The sequence below is a fragment of the Exiguobacterium sp. s142 genome (assembly GCF_018618455.1).
Classification (GTDB): Bacteria; Bacillota; Bacilli; order Exiguobacteriales; family Exiguobacteriaceae; genus Exiguobacterium; species Exiguobacterium aurantiacum_A.
The window spans coordinates 54,666-76,013 of record NZ_JACSMB010000007.1; the positions used below are offsets into that span (position 1 = coordinate 54,666).

General features: G+C 54.3%; 22 protein-coding genes and 1 other RNA gene. 3 read left to right on the plus strand and 20 right to left on the minus strand.

From position 1 onward, the window contains the following. Window positions 1-16: 16 nt before the first annotated feature. The 13 genes from fabF to KNP77_RS08410 form a co-directional block, all read right to left on the minus strand. Entirely contained in the window at window positions 17-1,249 is a 1,233-nt protein-coding gene (fabF, locus tag KNP77_RS08350; protein ID WP_483297951.1) for a beta-ketoacyl-ACP synthase II, read from the minus strand. Continuing rightward, window positions 1,246-2,205 carry a beta-ketoacyl-ACP synthase III gene (locus KNP77_RS08355; RefSeq protein WP_131465417.1) on the minus strand — a complete coding sequence of 320 codons (960 nt, stop codon included), beginning with the start codon at window positions 2,203-2,205 and terminating at the stop codon, window positions 1,246-1,248. The genes fabF and KNP77_RS08355 overlap by 4 nt, the downstream gene beginning before the upstream one ends. Before the next feature lie 76 nt (window positions 2,206-2,281). Then, a complete protein-coding gene (gene mtnN / locus KNP77_RS08360; RefSeq protein WP_070327645.1) occupies window positions 2,282-2,986 on the minus strand; it encodes a 5'-methylthioadenosine/S-adenosylhomocysteine nucleosidase in 705 nt (234 codons plus the stop codon). A gap of 56 nt (window positions 2,987-3,042) precedes the next feature. Then, the gene (gene greA, locus KNP77_RS08365) at window positions 3,043-3,516 is read right to left on the minus strand and encodes a transcription elongation factor GreA (protein ID WP_214890036.1); all 474 of its coding nucleotides are present in this window, start codon (window positions 3,514-3,516) and stop codon (window positions 3,043-3,045) included. A gap of 63 nt (window positions 3,517-3,579) precedes the next feature. Further along, complete coding sequence (gene udk, locus KNP77_RS08370; RefSeq protein WP_070327647.1) at window positions 3,580-4,218, minus strand: uridine kinase; 639 nt, start codon at window positions 4,216-4,218, stop codon at window positions 3,580-3,582. Between the two features lie 16 nt (window positions 4,219-4,234). Then, window positions 4,235-4,876, minus strand: coding sequence for an O-methyltransferase (locus KNP77_RS08375; RefSeq protein ID WP_131465421.1), 642 nt, complete (start codon window positions 4,874-4,876; stop codon window positions 4,235-4,237). Window positions 4,877-4,942: 66 nt separating this feature from the next. Next, complete coding sequence (gene mltG / locus KNP77_RS08380; protein WP_131465423.1) at window positions 4,943-6,082, minus strand: endolytic transglycosylase MltG; 1,140 nt, start codon at window positions 6,080-6,082, stop codon at window positions 4,943-4,945. A gap of 69 nt (window positions 6,083-6,151) precedes the next feature. Then, a complete protein-coding gene (locus KNP77_RS08385; protein WP_024369916.1) occupies window positions 6,152-6,448 on the minus strand; it encodes a DUF1292 domain-containing protein in 297 nt (98 codons plus the stop codon). A gap of 13 nt (window positions 6,449-6,461) precedes the next feature. Then, window positions 6,462-6,884 carry a Holliday junction resolvase RuvX gene (gene ruvX / locus KNP77_RS08390; RefSeq protein WP_070327649.1) on the minus strand — a complete coding sequence of 141 codons (423 nt, stop codon included), beginning with the start codon at window positions 6,882-6,884 and terminating at the stop codon, window positions 6,462-6,464. A gap of 1 nt (window position 6,885) precedes the next feature. Further along, the gene (locus KNP77_RS08395; protein ID WP_035386073.1) at window positions 6,886-7,152 is read right to left on the minus strand and encodes an IreB family regulatory phosphoprotein; all 267 of its coding nucleotides are present in this window, start codon (window positions 7,150-7,152) and stop codon (window positions 6,886-6,888) included. Between the two features lie 37 nt (window positions 7,153-7,189). Further along, complete coding sequence (alaS, locus tag KNP77_RS08400) at window positions 7,190-9,832, minus strand: alanine--tRNA ligase (RefSeq protein WP_214890039.1); 2,643 nt, start codon at window positions 9,830-9,832, stop codon at window positions 7,190-7,192. A gap of 310 nt (window positions 9,833-10,142) precedes the next feature. After that, window positions 10,143-12,353 carry an SF1B family DNA helicase RecD2 gene (gene recD2 / locus KNP77_RS08405; RefSeq protein WP_201739225.1) on the minus strand — a complete coding sequence of 737 codons (2,211 nt, stop codon included), beginning with the start codon at window positions 12,351-12,353 and terminating at the stop codon, window positions 10,143-10,145. Between the two features lie 67 nt (window positions 12,354-12,420). Then, window positions 12,421-13,107, minus strand: a complete 687-nt coding sequence (locus tag KNP77_RS08410; RefSeq protein WP_131465427.1) for a magnesium and cobalt transport protein CorA — start codon at window positions 13,105-13,107, stop codon at window positions 12,421-12,423. Between the two features lie 118 nt (window positions 13,108-13,225). Between KNP77_RS08410 and KNP77_RS08415 the strand changes: the two genes are divergently transcribed. Both KNP77_RS08415 and KNP77_RS08420 read left to right on the plus strand, forming a co-directional pair. Beyond that, complete coding sequence (locus tag KNP77_RS08415; RefSeq protein ID WP_251138998.1) at window positions 13,226-13,774, plus strand: VOC family protein; 549 nt, start codon at window positions 13,226-13,228, stop codon at window positions 13,772-13,774. An 87-nt stretch (window positions 13,775-13,861) separates the two neighbouring features. Further along, window positions 13,862-14,113, plus strand: coding sequence for a hypothetical protein (locus KNP77_RS08420; RefSeq protein ID WP_131440876.1), 252 nt, complete (start codon window positions 13,862-13,864; stop codon window positions 14,111-14,113). A gap of 52 nt (window positions 14,114-14,165) precedes the next feature. Here KNP77_RS08420 and KNP77_RS08425 read toward each other — a convergent pair whose 3' ends face one another. The 4 genes from KNP77_RS08425 to cymR are packed head-to-tail and all read right to left on the minus strand — an operon-like array spanning window position 14,166 to window position 17,519. Further along, window positions 14,166-14,831, minus strand: coding sequence for a tetratricopeptide repeat protein (locus tag KNP77_RS08425; RefSeq protein WP_214890046.1), 666 nt, complete (start codon window positions 14,829-14,831; stop codon window positions 14,166-14,168). A gap of 4 nt (window positions 14,832-14,835) precedes the next feature. Further along, complete coding sequence (gene mnmA / locus KNP77_RS08430; protein WP_214890048.1) at window positions 14,836-15,957, minus strand: tRNA 2-thiouridine(34) synthase MnmA; 1,122 nt, start codon at window positions 15,955-15,957, stop codon at window positions 14,836-14,838. Further along, window positions 15,958-17,094, minus strand: a complete 1,137-nt coding sequence (locus KNP77_RS08435) for a cysteine desulfurase family protein (RefSeq protein ID WP_214890051.1) — start codon at window positions 17,092-17,094, stop codon at window positions 15,958-15,960. Window positions 17,095-17,111: 17 nt separating this feature from the next. Continuing rightward, on the minus strand, window positions 17,112-17,519 hold the full coding sequence (gene cymR, locus KNP77_RS08440) for a cysteine metabolism transcriptional regulator CymR (RefSeq protein WP_131465435.1): 408 nt from the start codon (window positions 17,517-17,519) through the stop codon (window positions 17,112-17,114). Between the two features lie 60 nt (window positions 17,520-17,579). Between cymR and KNP77_RS08445 the strand changes: the two genes are divergently transcribed. After that, entirely contained in the window at window positions 17,580-18,887 is a 1,308-nt protein-coding gene (locus KNP77_RS08445) for a replication-associated recombination protein A (RefSeq protein ID WP_214890054.1), read from the plus strand. A gap of 24 nt (window positions 18,888-18,911) precedes the next feature. Here KNP77_RS08445 and KNP77_RS08450 read toward each other — a convergent pair whose 3' ends face one another. From KNP77_RS08450 to KNP77_RS08460, 3 genes are all read right to left on the minus strand, one after another. Then, window positions 18,912-19,679 carry a tRNA threonylcarbamoyladenosine dehydratase gene (locus KNP77_RS08450; protein ID WP_131465437.1) on the minus strand — a complete coding sequence of 256 codons (768 nt, stop codon included), beginning with the start codon at window positions 19,677-19,679 and terminating at the stop codon, window positions 18,912-18,914. Window positions 19,680-19,774: 95 nt separating this feature from the next. After that, a non-coding RNA gene (gene ssrS / locus KNP77_RS08455) (6S RNA) lies at window positions 19,775-19,961 on the minus strand. Window positions 19,962-20,036: 75 nt separating this feature from the next. Then, window positions 20,037-21,251: a DASH family cryptochrome gene (locus KNP77_RS08460; protein ID WP_214890056.1), complete on the minus strand. Its 1,215-nt coding sequence runs from the start codon at window positions 21,249-21,251 to the stop codon at window positions 20,037-20,039. Window positions 21,252-21,348 lie beyond the last annotated feature (97 nt).

A 21,348-nucleotide genomic window follows, 5' to 3' on the forward strand; every position in this document is an offset into this window, starting at 1 on the left:
ACCTATTTTTCTACAATCAGCCTGTCACTTTTGCGAATGCGAGTGTCGCATTATGGCCCCCGAAGCCGAGTGAATTGCTCAGTGCGTACTGAATATCAAGTTCTCGCTTTCCTTCTCGAACATAATCAAGGTCACAGTTTTCTGCCGGTTCGTCACAGTTGATCGTCGGATGAATCTGACCCTCATGAATCGACAACGCCGTGATGACCGCTTCGACGCCGCCCGCAGCACCGAGCAAATGCCCGATCATCGATTTCGACGAGTTGACGGCGAGCTGATCAGCATGTTCCCCGAACACGTTGCGGATCGCTTTCGTTTCTAACATATCGTTTAGTGGTGTGCTCGTCCCGTGGGCGTTAATGTACTGGACGTCTTCCGGCGCGATTCCGGCGTCACGCATCGCTTCACTCATCGCTTTCGACCCGCCTTCCGCTTCCGGTGACGGTGCCGTGATATGGTAGGCGTCCGAGCTCATCCCGTATCCGACGACTTCGGCATACATTTTGGCACCGCGCGCTTTCGCGTGCTCATATTCTTCGAGAACGAGGACGCCTGCGCCTTCGCCCATGATGAACCCGTCACGATTTGCATCGAACGGACGGCATGCCGTCGCCGGATCTGGGTTCGTCGATAGCGCCTTATTGGCACAGAACCCTGAAAACGACAACGGAGTGATTGGTGCTTCGGCCCCGCCTGCGAACATCGCGAGCGCATCGCCGCGTTGAATGACCCGGAACGCTTCGCCGATTGAGTTCGTGCCCGAAGCACAAGCCGTCACCGAGCAGTTGCTCGGTCCTTTCGCCCCGAGGTAGATCGAGACTTGGCCGCTCGCCATGTTCGGGATCATCATCGGAATGAAGAACGGGCTGATTCGGCGCGGTCCGCGTTCATGCAAGATGCTCGCTTGTTTATCGATCGTCTCGACGCCGCCGATGCCGCTCCCGATCCACGTCCCGACTTTGTCCGCCATCGCTGTCACATCTAGACCGCTATCCCGATGTGCGGCGTCCGCTGCTAAAATTGAGTATTGGATGAACGAGTCCATCTTCCGAGCTTCTTTTGGCTCAACCAAATGCTCGATATTCCATTCTTTGACTTCAGCGCCGACTTTTGCCGGGTACTGGCTAATATCAATCTTCGTCAACGTATCGACCGCATTGTCCCCGTTCAATAACCGACCCCACATTTCTGTGACATCATTGCCTAACGGTGATACGACACCTAACCCTGTAATGACTACTCGTTTCATGAACAAATCTCCTCCGTGATTTTAGCGTTATTCCATGTGAGACAGCTCGCTCCCCAAGTGAGCCCGGCACCAAAGCCGGCAATGACGACCGTTTGTCCGGCCGTGACCTTCCCGATTTTAACCGCTTCAGCAAGCGCGAGCGGAATCGAGGCGGCCGATGTGTTCGCATGGTCTTGAATCGTGACGACTACTTTGTCTTCAGCGAGCCCTAACCGCTCAATCGCCGCGTCAATGATGCGGCGGTTCGCTTGATGCGGGACTAAGACGTCCATGTCGGCAATGTCTTTACCAGCTTGATGAAGCGCCTCTAACACGATGTCCGGCATTTTCCGGACCGCGAACTTGAACACTTCGCGCCCGTTCATGACGATTTTACCATCTGCATTCTCATATAAGAACTTCCCACCCGTACCATCGCTCCCAAGAACGATCGAGTCGATTGCCGCGACGTCATCTTCCCCTAATACGACAGCACCTGCGCCATCACCGAACAAGACGGCGGTCGAGCGGTCGTCCCAATCGATCAAATTGCCCATCTTTTCGGCTCCGATGACGAGTGTACGTTTAAAGCCTTTCGACTGCATCAAGCTCTTCGCCGTATCCATCGCGAAGATGAAGCCGCTGCAGGCGGCGCTGACGTCAAATGCGACGGCGCGTTTCGCGCCTAAGTTCGCTTGGACGAGACAAGCTGTCGCCGGGAATGATGGTGCCGTCGCCGTCGCGCAGACGATCGCGTCGATGTCCTCGATCACAACCCCTGCGCTCGCAAGCGCCCGTTTAGCGGCCCGAGTCGCCATGTCCGCTACCGACATGTCCGCATCGGCCAAATGACGCGCCTCGATCCCGGTCCGGGTCCGAATCCATTCGTCGCTCGTATCCATACGTTTTTCCAAATCGACGTTCGTGACCCGGTTATCCGGAAGGAACGAACCGATGCCGATGATTCCAATGTTCATAGCTATAACCCCTATTCTTAGTATCTGGTACTAATATAAGGGAATGAAAAAGGGATGTCAACGCATCCCTCTCGAATTATTCACTTTGTCCGAGCCGTTTCGTGACTGCCATGACCATTTTCGCCGAGTTGATCGATGCCGTCTCTAAAAATTCATCGAACGACAAGTTCGCCTCTTCGTCGGCGCTGTCTGAGATTGAACGTGTGACGACGAACGGCACTCCGAACTGGTGGCACGTCTGGGCGATCGGGGCCGCTTCCATTTCAACGGCTGCGACACCATCAAAGTGTCCTAAAATTTCCGCGACCCGTTTCGAATCGTTGATGAACGAGTCCCCTGTGACGATCAGCCCGGTGTGGACGTTCACATCGTGCAAGCTCTCAATGACTTCCTTACAGACGTCCATCAAGTGCGCGTCCGCTTTATACGCAGCAGGCATGCCCGGGACTTGGCCGTACTCATAGCCGAACGCTGTCACGTCGACATCGTGGTGGCGGACTTCCGTCGAGACGACGACGTCTCCGACTTTCATCCCTTTCTTGAAGCCCCCGGCAGAACCGGTGTTGATGACGACGTCTGGTTTGAACTTGTCGAGCAAGAGCGTCGTCCCGATGGCCGCGTTCACTTTTCCGATCCCTGACTTTAAAATGACGACCTGGACGTTGCCAAGGTATCCTTCATAGAAGTGATAGTTCGCAATCTCTGTATCCGTCCGTTCTGTCAATTCGTTACGAAGCAAGTTCACTTCTTCTTCCATCGCCCCGATGATTCCGATTTTCATGTGATAGCCTCCTCAGAAAGAGAGCGACCTCCAATTGGATGCCGCTCTTTTAGTCATTATTTGATTTCTTTAATTTCGACGACCATGTCGCCGCCAGGTGTCTGCACGTTCACGATGTCTCCGACGGTACGACCGAGAAGCGCTTTCGCGATCGGTGATTCGTTCGAAATTTTCCCTGTGAACGGGTCAGCCTCGGCACTGCCGACGATTGTATATGTTTCGTCTTCATTGTCTGCTTGAATGAAGAACGTCACCGTCTTCCCGATTGCGACCATTGAGTTGTCCGCGACATCGCCTTTGATGATGACGGCGTTACGAAGCATCTCTTCAAGTTGTGCGATGCGTCCTTCGACCATAGCCTGCTCTTCTTTCGCTGCATCGTACTCAGCGTTCTCAGACAAGTCTCCGAAGTCACGGGCAATCTTAATACTTTCAACGACTTCTTTACGGCGTACCGTCTTCAGTTCATTCAATTCATGTTCAATCTTGTCTTGTCCTTCTAACGTCATGTAATGTTGCTTTTCAGCCATATCCGTCACTCCTTCATTGTCTCCTAGTATATTACAGCAAATCAGAATTGAAAACGATTTATTTTAGTAGGCCCGATTGCGTTCCGTGAGCACCCAGCGGATCTTCGTCACGAGCAGATCGATGGCGACAAAATTCTCGCCGCCTTCAGGGACGATGATGTCCGCGTAACGCTTCGTCGGCTCGCAAAATTGCAAGTGCATCGGACGGACGACGTTCGTATATTGGGCGACGACCGAATCGATCGAGCGTCCCCGCTCGTTAAGATCGCGTTGCATCCGGCGTAAAATCCGGACGTCGGCGTCTGTGTCGACGAACACTTTAATATCCATCAACTCACGAAGACGGTCGTCCTCGAGTGCTAAAATCCCTTCGACGATGACGACGTCGACCGGTTGGATCAAAATCGTCTCGTCCGAACGTGTATGGGCCGCATAATCGTAAACCGGCTTCTCGATCGCTTGATGATTTTGCAACTGCTTGATCTGTTCGATCAACAAATCGTTGTCGAATGCGAACGGGTGGTCATAGTTCGTCTTATATCGCTCTTCCATCGTCATTTCTGACTGGTCTTTATAGTAGGCATCTTGCTCGATCATGACGACCGATTGTCCTTTGAACGCATCCACGAGTGCACGGGCGACGGTCGTCTTTCCAGATCCAGTCCCACCGGCCACACCGATAATGACGGGTTTATGTTGCATCAAAGTTAAATCCTCCTCATCGTAATTTACGACTGATTGCTAGGCCATCACCGAGAGGCAAAATCGCGGTGTGATAATCGGTCCGTGCCATCAATTGCTCAGTAAACTGTTTTACGAGACGGACGAGCCGGCGTCTCCGACGGTCAAGAACTGACACGTCTTCGAGCAGGACGTCTCCTCTCAAAAACAAATTATCGCTGTAAATAGTACCACCAATTGGTACTAAAGCGCCATACCCATCAAAGAATTTTTGATATTGGCCTTTGGCTGCATCGATGAAAACCGCATCAAACGGTCCTTCGATCGACCCAATCAGTTCGACCGCATCGCCGTGAATGACGGTGATCCGGTCCGAGACGTCCGACCGTCCGATAAAGCCGAGCGCTTCCTCGTAACGACGTGCGTTGCGTTCGATTGTGACGATCTCGGCCTCTGGCAACAGCTCAGCCATGCGGATCGCACTGTATCCGATCGCCGTCCCGACTTCAAGTATACGCTGCGGCCGTTGCATCGCGAGTAACGATAATAACACCTCTGAGCCGGTCAAGTCCATGATCGGCACGTGATGAACGCGCGCAAACTCTTCCATCTCCGCTAAGAGCGGTGACCGGTTTAAAATCAAGTCCTCCACGTATCCTTCATAGGATGAATGTTCCACGTCTTACACCTCTTACTCTCTATTCATTCAAACGACCGGAAGCCAAGGCCTCCGGTCGCATATCTATCAGTTGTTCGCTTCTTCGAACGCTTCCCATTCGGGGCGATATTTGTTGACGTTCTGTTGATGTGCCTCATATGTCACTTCAAACAGAACTTCTCCGCTAGGGAAACCTTCGCGAGGCGGCCGTGCGTAGAAATAAACGTTGTCTGTATCGTTCGGGTTGAGCGTCGCTACGAACGCATCACGACTGACCGAGGCAATCGGACCAATCGGGATCCCTGCGTAACGGTATGTGTTATACAGTGAATCGTTTTGCAAATCATTGAACGACGTGAAAATTGACGTCTCACCCGTTCCGTACCAAACGGTCGGGTCGGACTGCAACTTCATCCCGTCCGCAAGCCGGTTCTCAAACACGCCGGCAATCTCTTGACGGTCTTCTGTCGATACCGCTTCTTTTTCGATGACGGAAGCGAGGGCGAGCGTCTCGTGGAACGTACGTCCTGACGCCTCGACAGTATCAGCATACTCGAGATAAAGCTGTTCGGTCGGCTTAAGCATCTCATCGATGATTTGTGTGAGCGTGACACCTTTGTCGAACTCATACGTGGCCGGGAACAAGTAGCCCTCGAGCGGGTGATAAATCCCTTCTGCTAACACTTCTTCGGTCAACATCTCGTGTTCGGCAACGAGTGAACGGATATATTCCTGATCGCTCAGCTGTGCCGAAATCTCTTCTTTTGGAATTTCAGCCACGTTGGCGAGCCGCGCGATGACTTGATCGATTGTGAATCCTTCTGGAATGACGAGTTTGATGTCAGGTACGACGATCACTTTACCCGTCTTCAGCGTGGCGATCAACTCGTCAAGTGACTGTGACGGCGACAGCGTATACGTCCCCGCTTGGAACGATGACTCATTTTTAAACCGTGTGTATAAACGGAAAATCGTGCTATTCCTCACAAGTCCATTCTCTTCGAGTAGTTCGCCAATATAACCTGAGCCTGCACCGAGCGGAACCTCGACTTCGACCGTTTCGGACGAAGCGGGATCGATCGGCTCAAGTGACCGCTTTACGAATGCATACGAGACAGCGGCGCCCGTGGCGATGACAAGAAGAAAGACAGCAAGGATAATAACCGTGATGCGTCGAACGATCCGGCTACGCGCACGCTTCTCATCAGGCATCGATGGATGGTTCATGCGTGTTCTCCCCTGTTCTTCTGTATGAAGATGGGCGACGAGGGTTTACCCTAGCCGCCCGTCCATTTATTAGTCTAATCCGACTTCGTCGTTGACGATGTCGAACGCTTCCATCACTTCTTCAAAGTCGTCATCATCTTCGACGAGTTTCAAGATGAACTCACCATCTTCAAGTTCTTCGATTTCAAACGCGTAAACTTCGATTGTATCTTCATCTTCTGTTTCCGGGTTACCGACTGGTTCGAGGACGACAAACGTCTTTTTCGAACGGTCGCTCGTCATACGGAAAATTTCTGCAAATAAATGCTCGTCTCCATTTTCATCTGGAATACGGTACATTTCTTCTTCACGACGGATTTCTGCCATGCGTAGTTCCTCCTTATTTCCCTGGACGATCCAGGTAATTTTGTAAAATCATGACGGCTGCCATCTTATCGATGACGGCCTTTCTCTTTTTACGGCTGACGTCTGCTGAAATGAGCATCCGCTCCGCTTGCATCGTCGTTAAACGTTCGTCGACAAGAACCGTCGGCAAACCGGTCGCCTCGGTGAGGGCGGCGGCAAACGCCTGTGACGCCTCACCCCGAGGACCGATCGTTGCGTTCATGTTCTTCGGAAGACCAACGACGACTTCTTTCACATCGTACTGCTCGATAATCGGTCGGAGCAAACGAACAGCCTGTTCAAAGTCGGGTTCCGTCCAATAGACCGTCTCCACACCTTGCGCCGTCCAACCCATGAGATCGCTCACTGCGACCCCAATCGTCTTCGAACCGACATCAAGCCCCATAACTCGCTTCATATTAGTCCTCTTTCCGATCGTTCAAATACGATTTGACCAACTCTTCGAGCAGTTCATCTCGCTCAATTTTGCGAATCAAGTTTCGCGCATCGTTATGACGCGGAATGTAGGCAGGGTCACCTGACAACAAGTATCCGACGATTTGATTGATCGGTTGGTAGCCTTTTTCCTCGAGTGCTTGATACACCGTGATCAGTGTCTCTCGAGTATTGGCTCGATTATCATCTTCTGGAAAATTGAATTGCATCGTGCGATCCATTTGGCTCACAAGAATCCACCTCTTTCCGTTTGCACTTCACATTCTATTATGCCAGTGATTGAACGTAATGTGAAGCAAACTTCAATGCTTCGTCTAGTTTTGTCGCATCACGACCTCCGGCTTGCGCCATATCAGGACGGCCGCCGCCGCCTCCACCGCAACGAGTCGCGACTTCTTTAATCAATTTCCCGGCGTGGAAACCGCGGTCGTTCAAGTCTTTCGTCACACCTGCGACGAGGTTGACCTTGTCACCGTTCGCTGATCCGAGAATGATGACGGCTGATCCAAGTTTTCCTTTCAACTCGTCGACCATGCCCCGGAGCGCATCCATATCCTGTCCGTCGACACGTTTGGCGATCAATTGGACGTCGCCGTACGTCTCGATCGAATCCGTGAGCGTTGACGCCTCGATGTTCGCAAGTTTGGCTTTCAGCGACTCGGTCGCGCGTTCCGTCTCTTTCATTTCAACTTGAAGCGCTTGGACGCGAGTAGGCACTTCGAACGGTTTCGTCTTCAACAGTTTCGCAGCCGCTTCAAGCGTCTCGATGTGTTGGTTCATGACTTCATACGCGCCAGCGCCTGTGACTGCCTCGATCCGGCGAGTCCCGGCCCCGATACCTGACTCAGACAAAATTTTGAACAACCCGATTTCAGCCGTGTTGGCGACGTGGCAACCTCCGCATAGCTCGACCGAGTAATCACCGGCCGCGACGACGCGGACGACGTCCCCGTACTTCTCTCCGAACAGCGCCATCGCTCCCTTCGCTTTCGCGTCGGCGATGTTCATCTCTTCGATATCGACACCGATCGATGCCCAAATCTTCTCGTTCACTTGACGTTCGATCGACTGGAGTTCTTCCGCTGTCACTTGACCGAAGTGCGAGAAGTCGAAGCGGAGACGGTCCGGTGTCACGAGAGATCCGGCTTGATTGACGTGCTCACCGAGCGTGTCTTTCAAAGCGCGGTGCAACAAGTGCGTCGCCGTATGGTTCTTGATGATCGCTTGGCGTTCGTCTTTATCGACCGTAGCCGTCACCGCGACCTCAGCCTTGGCGATCCCTGAATCGACGACGACCGTATGCAAGTTTTGACCGTTCGGTGCTTTCGATACACCCGTGACGCGCAAGACGAAGTCCGTCCCGACGATTCGGCCTTTGTCGCCGACCTGACCGCCGCTCTCGGCGTAGAACGGCGTGTGGTCAAGGATGACTTGCGCCTCTTCTCCTGCCGCGACAACGTCCGCAAGCTCGCCGTTATGAATCAAGCTGACGATTTTCGCTTCAGACTCAAGGTCCGTGTACCCGACGAATGATGACGGGAGCGTGATGTCAGCGAGGACACCGGATTGAATTTGCATCGACTCGACGTCAGCACGTGCCGTACGGGCCCGTTCACGTTGTGCGTTCATCGCTTGCTTGAATCCATCCTCATCGACCGTCAACTTGTGGTCTTCTGCGTATTCGATCGTCAACTCGAGCGGGAAACCGTACGTGTCGTATAGACGGAACGCGTCTTCTCCGCTGATCACGTTCGATCCAGTTGCTTTTTGTGCTTTCGCGACTTCGTTCAAGATCGCAAGGCCGTCGTGAAGCGTCTCGTGGAAGCGCTCCTCTTCGTTCTTGATGACTTTTTTGATGAAGTCCTTTTTCTCACTCACTTCTGGATAGAAGTCGACCATGATGTCGCCGACGACGTCGACGAGTTCAAACATGAACGGACGCTCGATCCCAAGCATCTTCGCGTAACGGACGGCACGACGGAGCAGACGGCGCAACACGTAGCCGCGGCCTTCGTTTGACGGGAGTGCCCCGTCCCCGATCGCGAACGATACGGTCCGGATGTGGTCGGCGATGACTTTGAACGCCACGTCTTTACTGTTGTTAGCCCGATACGTCTCACCGCTGATTTTTTCTGTCTCGCGAATGATCGGCATGAACAAGTCGGTGTCGAAGTTCGTCGGCACGTCTTGAAGCACACTCGCCATTCGCTCGAGTCCCATCCCTGTATCAATGTTTTTACGCGGAAGCTCGGTGTAGTTACCGTGACCGTCATGGTTGAACTGGCTGAAGACGATGTTCCAAATTTCAAGGTAACGCTCGTTTTCGCCGCCTGGATAAAGTTCCGGGTCGGTCGGGTCGTCACCGAACGCCGGGCCGCGATCGAAGAAGATCTCCGTATTCGGGCCAGACGGGCCTTCGCCGATCTCCCAGAAGTTTTCTTTGAGCGGGATGATCCGGTCAGCAGGAACACCTAACTCGAGCCAAATTTGTTTCGCTTCCTCGTCGTCCGGGTGAATCGTTACCGACAAGAAGTCCGGGTCAAGCCCGTACCAGTCGTCGCTCGTGAGTAATTCCCAACCCCATTTGATGGCGTCTTCGCGGAAATATTCACCGACCGAGAAGTTCCCGAGCATCTCGAAAAACGTATGGTGACGCGCTGTCTTCCCGACGTTCTCGATATCGTTCGTCCGAATCGACTTCTGGGCGTTGACGATACGCGGGTTTGCCGGAATGACACGGCCGTCAAAATATTTTTTAAGCGTCGCGACGCCTGAGTTGATCCAAAGAAGTGTCGGGTCTTCGACCGGTACGAGTGAGGCACTCGGCTCGACCGCGTGTCCTTTTGACTTAAAGAAATCTAAATACATTTGGCGAATCTCGGCGCCAGTTAATGGTTTGAGCGGTTTCATCAACAATTCCTCCTTATTCTGAACGAAACGAAAAAAAAGCGATGCCCGTCCCTGTGGAAAGGGACGAAAGCATCGCTTCGTGGTACCACCCTCGTTCGCACGGATTTACCGTGCCTCGAAACATCCGATAACGCGGATGAGACGCCCAGGGTGAGTGGGGACTCCAGACTAGCTTCGGTCGACCGACCCCCATCTTCTCACAGCCTAGGAAGATGTCTCTGGTGAGGCGGTTACGACGTACTCATTTCCTTCATCGTCTTTAATCGTTTCAGTTTTCTATTGGTCATTATCACATGTCAGAAACCAGACGTCAAGACTTGCCGCCAAGCCGTTCGACGAGTTTTGTCCGCCGCACCGGCTCTTCTTCCCGCGTCGCCGCCTCGAGCGCCCGGACGTCGCCGAACAAGAGCAAACTCTTCTTCGCCCGCGTGACGGCCGTATAGATCAAGTTGCGCGACGAGCGGAAGCCGCCGTTGAAGAAGACGGGCATGAGTACGATCGGAAACTCGGAGCCTTGCGACTTATGGATCGTGATCGCATAGGCGTGGGTGAACTGGTCCCACTCGCTGCGATTGTATTCGACCTCGGTCTGGTCGAAGCGGATGTAGATCTTATCGACTTTGTCGACGTTCTCTTTGGCGAAGAAGATGTTCGTGATCTCGCCGATATCACCGTTATAGACGTTCTCTTCGGCGTTGTTGACGAGTTGGAGCACTTTGTCGCCGCTCCGGTACGTCCGATTGCCGTGTTTTACTTCCCTTGCTGCCGACTTCGGATTGAACACGTTTTGGAGCGCCTCGTTCAACCCATCGATGCCGCATACCCCGCGATACGTTGGGGCGAGCACTTGGATGTCGAACGGCGAATAGCCTTTTCGCAGCGCGGCGCCGGCCATCTGACAGATCGCCTGCAGCGCCGTCTCTTGGTTCGCCGTATAAAACCGGCGGTCCGGCAACGCCGCGAGCAAGTCGTCCGGCATTTGTTTCGCGTTGAGTGCGTGCGCGAGGCGCAGGATACTCGACTCGGACGCCTGCCGGTGGACGACGTCGAGCCGGACGACAGGGATGCCGCCGGTCGCCATCAAGTCGGCGAGCACTTGGCCCGGTCCGACCGACGGGAGTTGATCACGGTCACCGACGAACAAGATCTTCATCCCGTTCGGCACGGCCCGCAGCAGGCTGCGGAACAAGAAGATATCGATCATCGAGGCCTCGTCAACGATTAACACTTTGCCGACGAGCGGGTTCGTGTCATCGACTTGGAACGAGCTGCCGTCGAACTTGAGCAACCGGTGAATCGTCGAGGCCGGTAGCCCGGTCGATTCACTGAGCCGCTTGGCGGCGCGGCCGGTCGGTGCGGCGAGGACGAACGGGAACGGTTGGTTCGGTACCGGCTCGAGTTTCCAATCGAACACGTCGCTGAGGGCGTGGATGATGCCGCGGACGACAGTCGTCTTCCCTGTTCCCGGTCCGCCGGTGAGCACCATGAGCGGGGACTTCAAAGCGAGCTCGATTGCTTCGCGCTGTTGTTTGGCGTACTCGATCGAGAACATCTCCTCGACCCGGCCGACCGCGTCGAAGATCGTCGTCATATCGACGTCTTCCGTCGTCGATGTCGACATGATCCGGGCCAGTTCTTCGGCTGCTTTTCGTTCAGCCCGGTAGATGCGTGGATGATAGACGACACCGTCCTCGACGATGATCCGTTCATCCTTGACGAGCGTCTCGAGCGCGCCGTTGAGTGCCTCGCCCGGGTCGCCGCCGATGATGCGCGGCATCTCGCTCGCGAGTTGATCGGCCGTGACGAACAAGTGTCCGTTCCCTTGCTCGAGTTCGAGCACATACAATACCGCCGCCGCGATCCGCTCCGGATGGATGCCTTGAATCCCGAAGTGAGCGGCGATGGCGTCGGCCGTCTTGAAGCCGATACCTGGCACGTCATACATGAGCGCGTATGGATTCTTTTCAATCGTCTCCATGGCGCGGCCTTCATACTCTTTATGAATCTTCGAAGCGAGTCGCGGGGTCACGTCGAACGGGGCTAAAAACAGCAACAGCTGGTCGACCCCGTATAAGACGTTCAACCGCTCGGTGATGACGCGGGCTTGTTTTTCTTTCAACCCTTCGATTTTCGATAAGACATCGGGATGCTTGACGATCTGGTCGATACAATCGTCACCGAGCGTGTCCGCGATTTTTTGTGCCGTCTTTTGGCCGATCCCTGGGAACGATCCGTTCGTCAAAAAACGGACAGCGGCCCGCTTCGTCATCGGGACAACGCGACGGATCCAATCCGCTTTCATCTGTTTGCCAAACCGTGGATGGTCGACGAGACGGCCGTGCGCTTTGTACGTCTCGCCTTTCTCAATGCCGACACCGACGCCGGCGATGACCATTTCGGTCTCGTCTGTCTCAAAATTTTTCTCTTTTATACGTACGAGCGCAATGGTATGCGCTTCTTCTTCCGATTGAAACAGGACGCGGATGACTTTTCCTGTCAACTCGTAAGGTGCTGCTATCATTCGAGCCACCTCCAGCTAGTTTTCCATTCCCCATTATAGCCCGAGTTCGAACGGTAGAACAAATGGACTAACTGAATAGATTCAAGATTTGCTCGAGTTGATCGAGGTTAAGCCGCTCGAGCAGCCGAATCAATTGGTCGATATCGACCCGATTTAAGATGCGTTCGAGTTGTTCCAAGTCGACGGTCTCCAGCAACCGCTCGAACCGTTCGAGTTCACCTGAGTTGACGTATCCTTCGAGCCGATCAAATAGCTCGGTCCGCTCGATGCGGAACAGCTGCTCGAGTGACGGTCGTTGAATGAAGAAGACGAGCCCGGCGGCCGCTACGTGGACACCCCAGTTGAGAACGACGTGACCGAGCCGTACCGTCTGTCCGACGAACGGGATGAGCGGGATGAACGAGAGCTGCAAGACGATGATGACGAGTTGAACGTACGGGTTCGGGATGAACCAAGCGGTGAGCGCGAGCAGTGCTGGGACGACCCACGCCACCCCGACCGTCCCGAGCGTCTTGGTCCACGACCGGTTTGACGACAATAGCCAATGCATGAGGATCCCGACGACGAGGAACGTCACAAACAATAACAAAAGCGTCGATGTCGCCCGCTCGGACTCGATGACGACCCGGTACAGCACGTTGTTCGTCCACTCCCCGCTGGCAAGCCGGTCATCGACCGCTGTAAATAAACGTCCGAGCATGAACCATTCGACAATGAAGAATACGACGACACTGAATAGACTAAGTATGCGCATGATGTCTCCCCTTTCTAGCGTTCCCCTTCTTTTCCCCGAACCTGAAACAAGCTATGCACGTTTTTCGTTGAATCAAAGCGGGAACTGTCGAAGTGAAACCATGAAGGAGGAAACAATGATGACGAAACGGCTACCAATCAGTGGACTATGTGAACTCGTCTTAGAAGTGACCGACATGACCGAGGCCGTCGATTTTTGGCACGGCAAGCTCGGTCTGCCGGTCGTCGAGCAATGGGTCGGCGATGACGCCGAACCGAGCGCGTCGCAAGAAGGGGCGAACGAACCATGGGCGACATGGCTGTACGTCGGCGGCAATACGCGGCTCGGTCTATGGCTGAAGCGTGATTTTACGACAGACGAGGAAGAAAATCGCCAGCAACAAGTGACCGAATGGGACACGCTGTATGACGAAGGCGGCGCCCACGTCCATTGCGCCTTTTTTGTGCCGATGAAATCGTTCGATCAAGCACTCGAAGTGCTCGAGGCGGCAGCGATTCCGACGAAGCTGCGGACGTGGGACGAGGACGAGACGGTCAACGGCAAAGAGCGCTCGGCCTACTTTAAAGACCCGAGTAAGAACGTCATCGAACTGTATACAAAAAATATGGACGAGGCGTACGGCGAGTTTGCCGGCGAGCCGGTGAAGATCACGACGAAACAGCTATGACGGCTGTTTTCGACTGTTCTCTCTTCATGATAAGATGAGAGAAAATGGAAAAGGTTGTGCCAGATGCGATTCTTCCCTCTTCTGCTCATGATTGGTCTCGGAGTGCTCACGTTTGTATTGTATTTCATGATTGATGCGTTTCCGACGCTCGATCGCCCGACTTCTTTTGCCGCATTAACATTCGTCTCATTCGGTGTGACCTTCCTCATTTTGACGGATGGTATACGCCGGGCTAAATCAGGGAAACGCGTCGTGTGGAGCTACATTGTGCTCGCCTGCACGCTTTTGTTGACGACGTTGAACTTGTTCGTCTGGTTCGCCGGAGAACTTGTGAACTGACAACGGGACGAAAAGCGCCTCTCGCAAAAATAGCGAGAGGCGCTTTTCGTAATCAGTTTCCGAGCAATTCATCCATTTTCGCTTTCGCGTCACGCGCGAGCTCATGGTCCGGTTGTAGTTCAAGTACGCGTTCGAGTTCGGCGTACGTCTTGTCCTGCTCACCGAGGAATGCGTAGGCGATGGCCAAGTTATAGCGGGCGTCCGTATGCGACGCATCCAAGTCGAGCGTGTCTTCGAGTGCGTCGACCGCCATGTCGAGCTGCTCGTTTTGCGCGAGCGCGAGACCGTATTGGAACGTGATCTCGACGTCTTCCGGCGCTTGCGTTTTCGCTTCCCGAAGTCGCGGCAACGCGCGGACGAAGTCACCCATAGCCTTGTACGTCAAGCCGAGCATGAAGTGCAAGTCTGCATCATTCATGCCGGAAAGAAGCGCTTGTCGCAGCGACGCCTCGGCCAAGTCGACTTGTTCGAGCTCATAGGCGAGCGCGCCTTTCGCGTAATGGGCCGCACCGAACGCACTGTCGAGTTCGAGAGCCTTGTCGTAAAAGACGACCGCCCGTTCATGGTCACCGATCGCTTGAAGCAGTGTGCCCATGTTGACGTAACCGGTCGGGTCCGTCGGGTTCGCCTCGATGGCGTCGTTGAAATGTTTGGCCGCTTGTTCAAATTCACCTTGCTGCATCGCTTGGATGCCTTGTTCGTTTGCGTTCACTGTCATCACCTCATCCGATATAGTCGAGTTGTTTCCCGTTAATATACGCTTTGTCGATCGTCGCCCCACCTAGACAGATATCGCCGTCATAAAAGACGACGGCTTGTCCTGGCGTGATGGCACGTTGTGGCTCATCAAATTTGACGAGTACTTCGCCACCTTCGAGCGGCGCGATCGTTACCGGCACGTCTTGTTGACGATAGCGGAACTTCGCCGTCGCCCGGAATTCCGCCTCAGGAGCCGAGCCGGTCCACGACAATTGTGACGCAAAGAGCGCGTCTGAATAGAGCGCGTCGTGATGGAAGCCTTGGCCGACGTAGAGGATGTTCTTTTCGACGTCTTTCCCGACGACGAACCACGGCTCTCCGTCTCCGCCGATGCCGAGGCCGTGCCGCTGACCGAGCGTGTAATACATGAGCCCGTCGTGGCGTCCTTTCACAATCCCGTCGAGCGTCTGCATCTCACCTGGTTGTGACGGCAAGTATTGACCGAGGAACTCTTTGAAGTTCCGCTCTCCGATGAAGCAGATGCCAGTCGAATCTTTCTTCTTCGCCGTCGCGAGTCCAGCAGTCTCGGCGATGACACGGACGTCTTTTTTGTCCATGTGCCCGATCGGGAACATCGTCCGCGCGAGTTGGTCTTGCGACAATTGGTTCAAGAAGTACGTTTGATCCTTGTTGTCATCTTTCCCACGCAACAGGCGGTGCTCGCCGTCGACGAACTCGACGCGGGCGTAATGCCCTGTCGCGACGAAGTCGGCCCCGAGGCGGAGTGCATGATCAAGGAACGCCTTGAACTTGATCTCTTTGTTACACATGACGTCCGGGTTCGGCGTCCGCCCGAGGCGATACTCGGCCAAGAAATATTCAAAGACGCGGTCCCAATATTCTTTCTCGAAGTTGACCGCGTAGTACGGGATCCCGATTTGGTTGGCGACCGCGATGACGTCCTCATAGTCTTCTGTCGCCGTGCAGAATCCAGACTCATCCGTATCGTCCCAGTTTTTCATAAAGATTCCGATGACGTTATACCCTTGCTCTTTTAACAGATGGGCCGTCACCGAAGAATCGACGCCGCCTGACATCCCGACGACGACCGTCGTGTCTTCAGGGGTTTTTGTTCGTAAGTTCATCTATCTCACTCCGTTCATAAATGTCGAGACGACCTCATGTAGTCGTTCGGCGAGCCGTGTCACGTCATCGACCGTGTTGCCCAGTCCAAAACTGATGCGGACCGATTGTTTCGTCCGGTCAGATTGACCGTACATGGCCGTCAGCACGTGCGACGGCTCAATCGTTCCAGCCGTGCAGGCACTGCCGCTCGAAATGGCATAACCACGCATGTCCATCATGATCAGGAACGGCTCAAGCTCGATGCCCGGCAGGTACAAGTTGACGATGTGCGGCAAGCGGTTCGCCCCGTTCACTTCGTACTCGACGCCAAGTTCATCAAGCGTGTGTAGCAACGTGTCAGCCATCTCTCGGTAAGCTGTCACCCGCTCGTTCCGTTCGGCTATGACCAGTTCGGCCGCTCGGCTAAATCCGACGGCACCCGGAACGTTTTCCGTGCCGGCTCGACGTTTCCGTTCTTGTTGTCCTCCAAAAGAACGCGTCGCTAATTTTACACCTGTTTTTATAAAAAGAAAACCGATACCTTTCGGACCGTTCACTTTATGCGCCGACGCCGACAACAAGTCGACGCCGAGCGCGTGCACGTCGATCGCTTCTGTGCCGAGCACCTGGACCGCGTCCGTATGGAACAACGTATCCCGGCCGGCTAGCAACATCCCGATGTCAGCAATCGGTTGGAGCGTGCCGACCTCGTTGTTGCCGTACATGACCGAGACGAGGATCGTATCGTCACGGAGCGCGTCTTTAAGCGCAGCGACCGATACGGCACCGGACTCGTCGACGTCTAAGTACGTCACGTCGAACCCTTCACGCTCGAGTTGCCCCATCGCATGCAAGACGGCGTGGTGCTCGACTTTCGTCGTGATCACATGCTTCCCTTTATGTCGGTTCGCATAAGCCGCGCCGAACAAGGCGTAATTGTCTGACTCGGTCCCGCCCGACGTGAAGACGATCTCGTTTGGCGTCGCACCGATCCATGTCGCGAGCGTCCGTCGTGACGCGTCGAGTGCTGCCCGTGCTTTCCGGCCGACACCATGTATGCTCGACGGATTGCCGTACTGCTCTAAAAAATAGGGAGTCATCGCCTCGAGCACCTCGGGACGCATCGGCGTCGTGGCCGCGTGGTCAAAATAGTTCATATCCGTTCACCTCATCGTTAAATATAGAACATGTAGCCTTCTGAATCTTCTTCCGCGAGATCGGCGAGTGTTGTTTCTTCTAACACCGTCTCGATCGCCGCTTTGATCTTGTCCCAAAGTTTTCGCTTCACGGCGTCGTCCGTCTCCGAGTCTTCGACGATCGTCAGCGGACCTTCGAGCAATCGAATGATCTCACCGGCCGTGATATCGCGCGGTGATTTGACGAGCTGATAACCGCCGTAGGCACCGCGGACACTTTTGACGAGACCGCCGTTACGGAGCGGGCCGATCAATTGTTCCAAGTAATGTTCTGGCAGTTCATGGCGCGCCGCGATTTTCTTCAAACTGAGCGGTTTGTTGTCTGTCTCACGGGCAAGCGCGATCATAATCGTTAAACCATAACGGCCTTTAGTAGATATTTTCATATTGGTTTCTCCTTCTGTTATACTGTTCGAACAAACGTTTGTCGAAAGGAACGTGTACGTATGAGTGATTTATTTCAACAATCGAATAGCGGGCTGCTCGCCAACCGGATGCGCCCGGAGACGTTAGACGAAGTCATCGGTCAACGCCACATCATCGGTGAAGGCAAGCTGTTGCGCCGCGCCATCGAAGCCGACCGGCTCGGCACCATTATTCTTTATGGTCCGCCCGGCACTGGCAAGACGACGCTCGCTCGTGTCATTTCAAACTATACGAAAGCGACGTTTGTTCAATTGAACGCCGTCACGGCAAAACTAGATGAGCTTCGGAGCGTCATCCGTGCAGCCGAATCTCGGTTTGATTTCGAGCAAGAGCGGACGATTTTATTTTTAGACGAGATCCATCGTTTCAATAAACTGCAGCAAGACGCGTTGCTCCCGGCGCTAGAGGCCGGCAAGCTCGTCTTGATCGGGGCGACGACCGAAAATCCAAGTTTCGAGGTCAATGCGGCGCTATTGTCGCGCGCGACCGTGTTTCGGCTCGAGCCGCCTGGACAAGACGAGCTCCGGGTCGTGCTTGAGCGTGCGCTCGCCGACAAGAAAGGGCTCGGCAACTACCCGGTTGAAATCGAAGACGCGGCTGTTGACCATTATATCAAAATGGCGGACGGTGACTACCGTGTCTTATTGAACGCGCTCGAACTGGCCGTCTTGACGACGCCGGAAGTCGACGGCAAGATTCAAATCACGCTCGACGTCGCCGAAGAGTCGATCCAACAAAAAGCCATCAAATACGATAAGACGGGCGACCGACACTATGACGTCATCTCGGCGTTCATCAAGTCGATCCGCGGCTCGGACCCGGACGCCGCCCTGTACTGGCTCGCCGTCATGATCGAGGCGGGCGAATCGCCGCGCTTTATCATGCGCCGGCTGTACGTTCACGCGGCCGAAGATATCGGTCTGAGTGACCCGAACGCGCTCGTCATCGTCGACGCAGCCGCACGGGCGAGCGAACATATCGGGTTCCCGGAAGCGCGCATCCCGATGGCCGAGGCCGTCCTCTATCTTGCGACGGCACCGAAGTCGAACGCCGTCATCACCGCAATCGACAAGGCGATCCATCACGTCCGGACGGTCGAAGGTGGTCCCGTCCCGGTCCATCTCCGCGACGCGCATAGCCCTGGGGCACGCGAGCTCGGTAATGGCGCCGGCTACAAATATCCACACGACGAGAAAGACGGGTACGTCCCGCAAAACTACTGGCCGGAAAATTTGGCCCGGAAACGTCCTAAATATTATACACCGACGAGCCGTGGCTTCGAGCAACAACTCCAAAAACGGCTCGACTATTGGGAAAAACGACGCTGACTCATTCGAGTCGGCGTCGTTTTCTCAGTTCTGGATGCGATTGATCTCGACACCAGCCGTCTCGAGCATTTGATTGACGACGTACCCGGCGGCGACGAGTCCTGCGACAGACGGCACGAACGCGTTCGAGCTCGGTGGCATCTTCGCTTTACGGATCGGGGCGTCTTTCTTACCGACGACCTCGTTCACGTCCTCGCGCGTCACGATCGGTGACTCGTCCGAGAACACGACCGGCACGCCTTTATAGATGTTATGTTTACGCAGACGCGTCCGCACCATCTTCGCGATCGGATCGTATGACGTGTCTTTAATGTCGATGACTTGAATCCGGGTTGGGTCCATCTTATTGGCCATTCCCATACTTGAAATGACCGGGATACCACGACGTTTACACTCGACGATCAAATGGATCTTATAGATAATTGTATCTGACGCGTCGATGACAAAATCGATGTTTTGAGCGAAGAACTCTTCGAACGTCTCTTCCGTATAAAACATCTTCAACTGGACGAGTTCGACGTCCGGATTGATATCGAGTAGACGCGCCCCCATCGCCTCGACTTTCGGTTGTCCGACTGTCGACAGGAGCGCGTGGATTTGACGATTGACGTTCGTGATGTCGATATCGTCTTTATCGACGAGCACGATCCGACCGACCCCGCTCCGGGCAAGCGCTTCTGCTGCGAACGAGCCGACACCGCCGACGCCAAGAATGGCGACCGTCTTTCCTTTCAACGTTTCAATACCTTCTTGACCGATGGCCAACTCATTACGCGAAAACTGGTGTAACATAATCTTCCTCCAAATTAATACTATTTTTTCACACTATTTTACTCGGAATTATAATCAAAAAAAAGACGTCTAGCGACGTTTTTACAATAAAATCGATGGGGCCCGGAGTGCCGTGACGATGCCCTGCTTTTGAACCTGCTTAAGCAGGTGGGTGATCTAGCGTCCCCTTCACAAGTCCTCCTGCACGTGATGAGGCAGTTGATCCGGCTGGCAGTTCGATCTCCCGTATTCAAAGTGTTGGCTCAAAATAACGAAGGCGGCTCTCGTACACCTCAGGTATCCCATCTGTTGCCCTTACTATAGCACTACCTGTAAAAAGAAGTCAATCAGAAACCTCGATTTCCGGTGACGGTTTCGTCACATCCACGTGTCACGAAACGCACGCGTCGGGTCATACGTATCTTGTTGGCGTGAGACGTTGAAACGCCGGTCGCGTGAATCGTTGCCGACACCGGCCTGATACGCCCAATTGCCATAATTGCTGGCGACGTCATAGTCGATGAGCATCGCTTCGAAGTAGGCCGCACCATAGCGCCAATCTTGCCCGAGCTCTTTGGCGAAATAGCTCGCGACGATTTGCCGGCCCCGGTTCGACATCCATCCCGTCGCGTTCAACTCGTGCATGAACGCGTCGACGAACGCGACGCCCGTCTCGCCTTGCTGCCACCGATGAATCACATCCTCGTCCACTTTCCACGCCTTGTCCTTCGAACGTATCCCTTGGCGACGGAACAACCGCTTCCCTTGCTCGAGCGCGATCCATTGGAAAAACTCGCGCCACAACAGTTCAAAATAGAGCCAATATGTCGACTCGTTCGCCCCGTGCTGTCGTTCATGAAGTTCTAGTTCATGGAGCACACGCCGCGGCGAGAGCGACCCGTTGGCAAGAAAAGCCGACAACTTGGATGAGTCGTCGACCCCAAAGCCGTTCCGCGTCTCTTTATACGTGCGGACGGGACCTGCCAAATAGTCGCTCAGACGTTTCAGCCCCGACGTCTCGCCGCCTTGAAACGGAAAAGAGGACCGGGCGTCAAGCGTCGGACGCTCGAACGGGACAGGAAACGGGAGCGGACGCGACTGACCTGAGCTCGTCCGTTCGACCAGCTGTTCAGGACGGGCATCGTCCTCGACCGCTTTTCGGAACTCGGTGAACAAAAACGGCATTTTTTTAAACGGGATTTCGGTGCGTGGGTACAGCGTGAATCCGTCGAACGATTGCCACTCCCCTTGCCAACGTGCGATGACATCTTTTTCAAGCAAGCGTTCGTTCAACCCGATCGACCGTTGAAACAACAGCCGGTCTGTCGGGTCGAGGATGTCGAGCGGATGACCGACATGCACGTAGAGCGGGATCCCGAGCGCATCGAGCGATCCGGCCAAGTCTTCTAACGACTCTTTTAAAAATTGAAGCCGTCTGGCCCCGAGCGGGATGACGCCGAACCGATTTTCGTTCAGCTCGCCTTCCCTTATAAAGTAATGCCCCTCGATCGCTTCATCATGTTTCTGCGCCTCTTCGAGCGGCCGATGGTCATCGATCCGTAAATCGTTCTGATACCAAATAATCGTCTTCATATCCTTCGCCTCCTGGCTCTATTATGCGTGATGCATCTGCCATCAATCGTGTCGAACCTGTTCGAAATATGTTTTCATTTCCGCAACGTGTGGAATA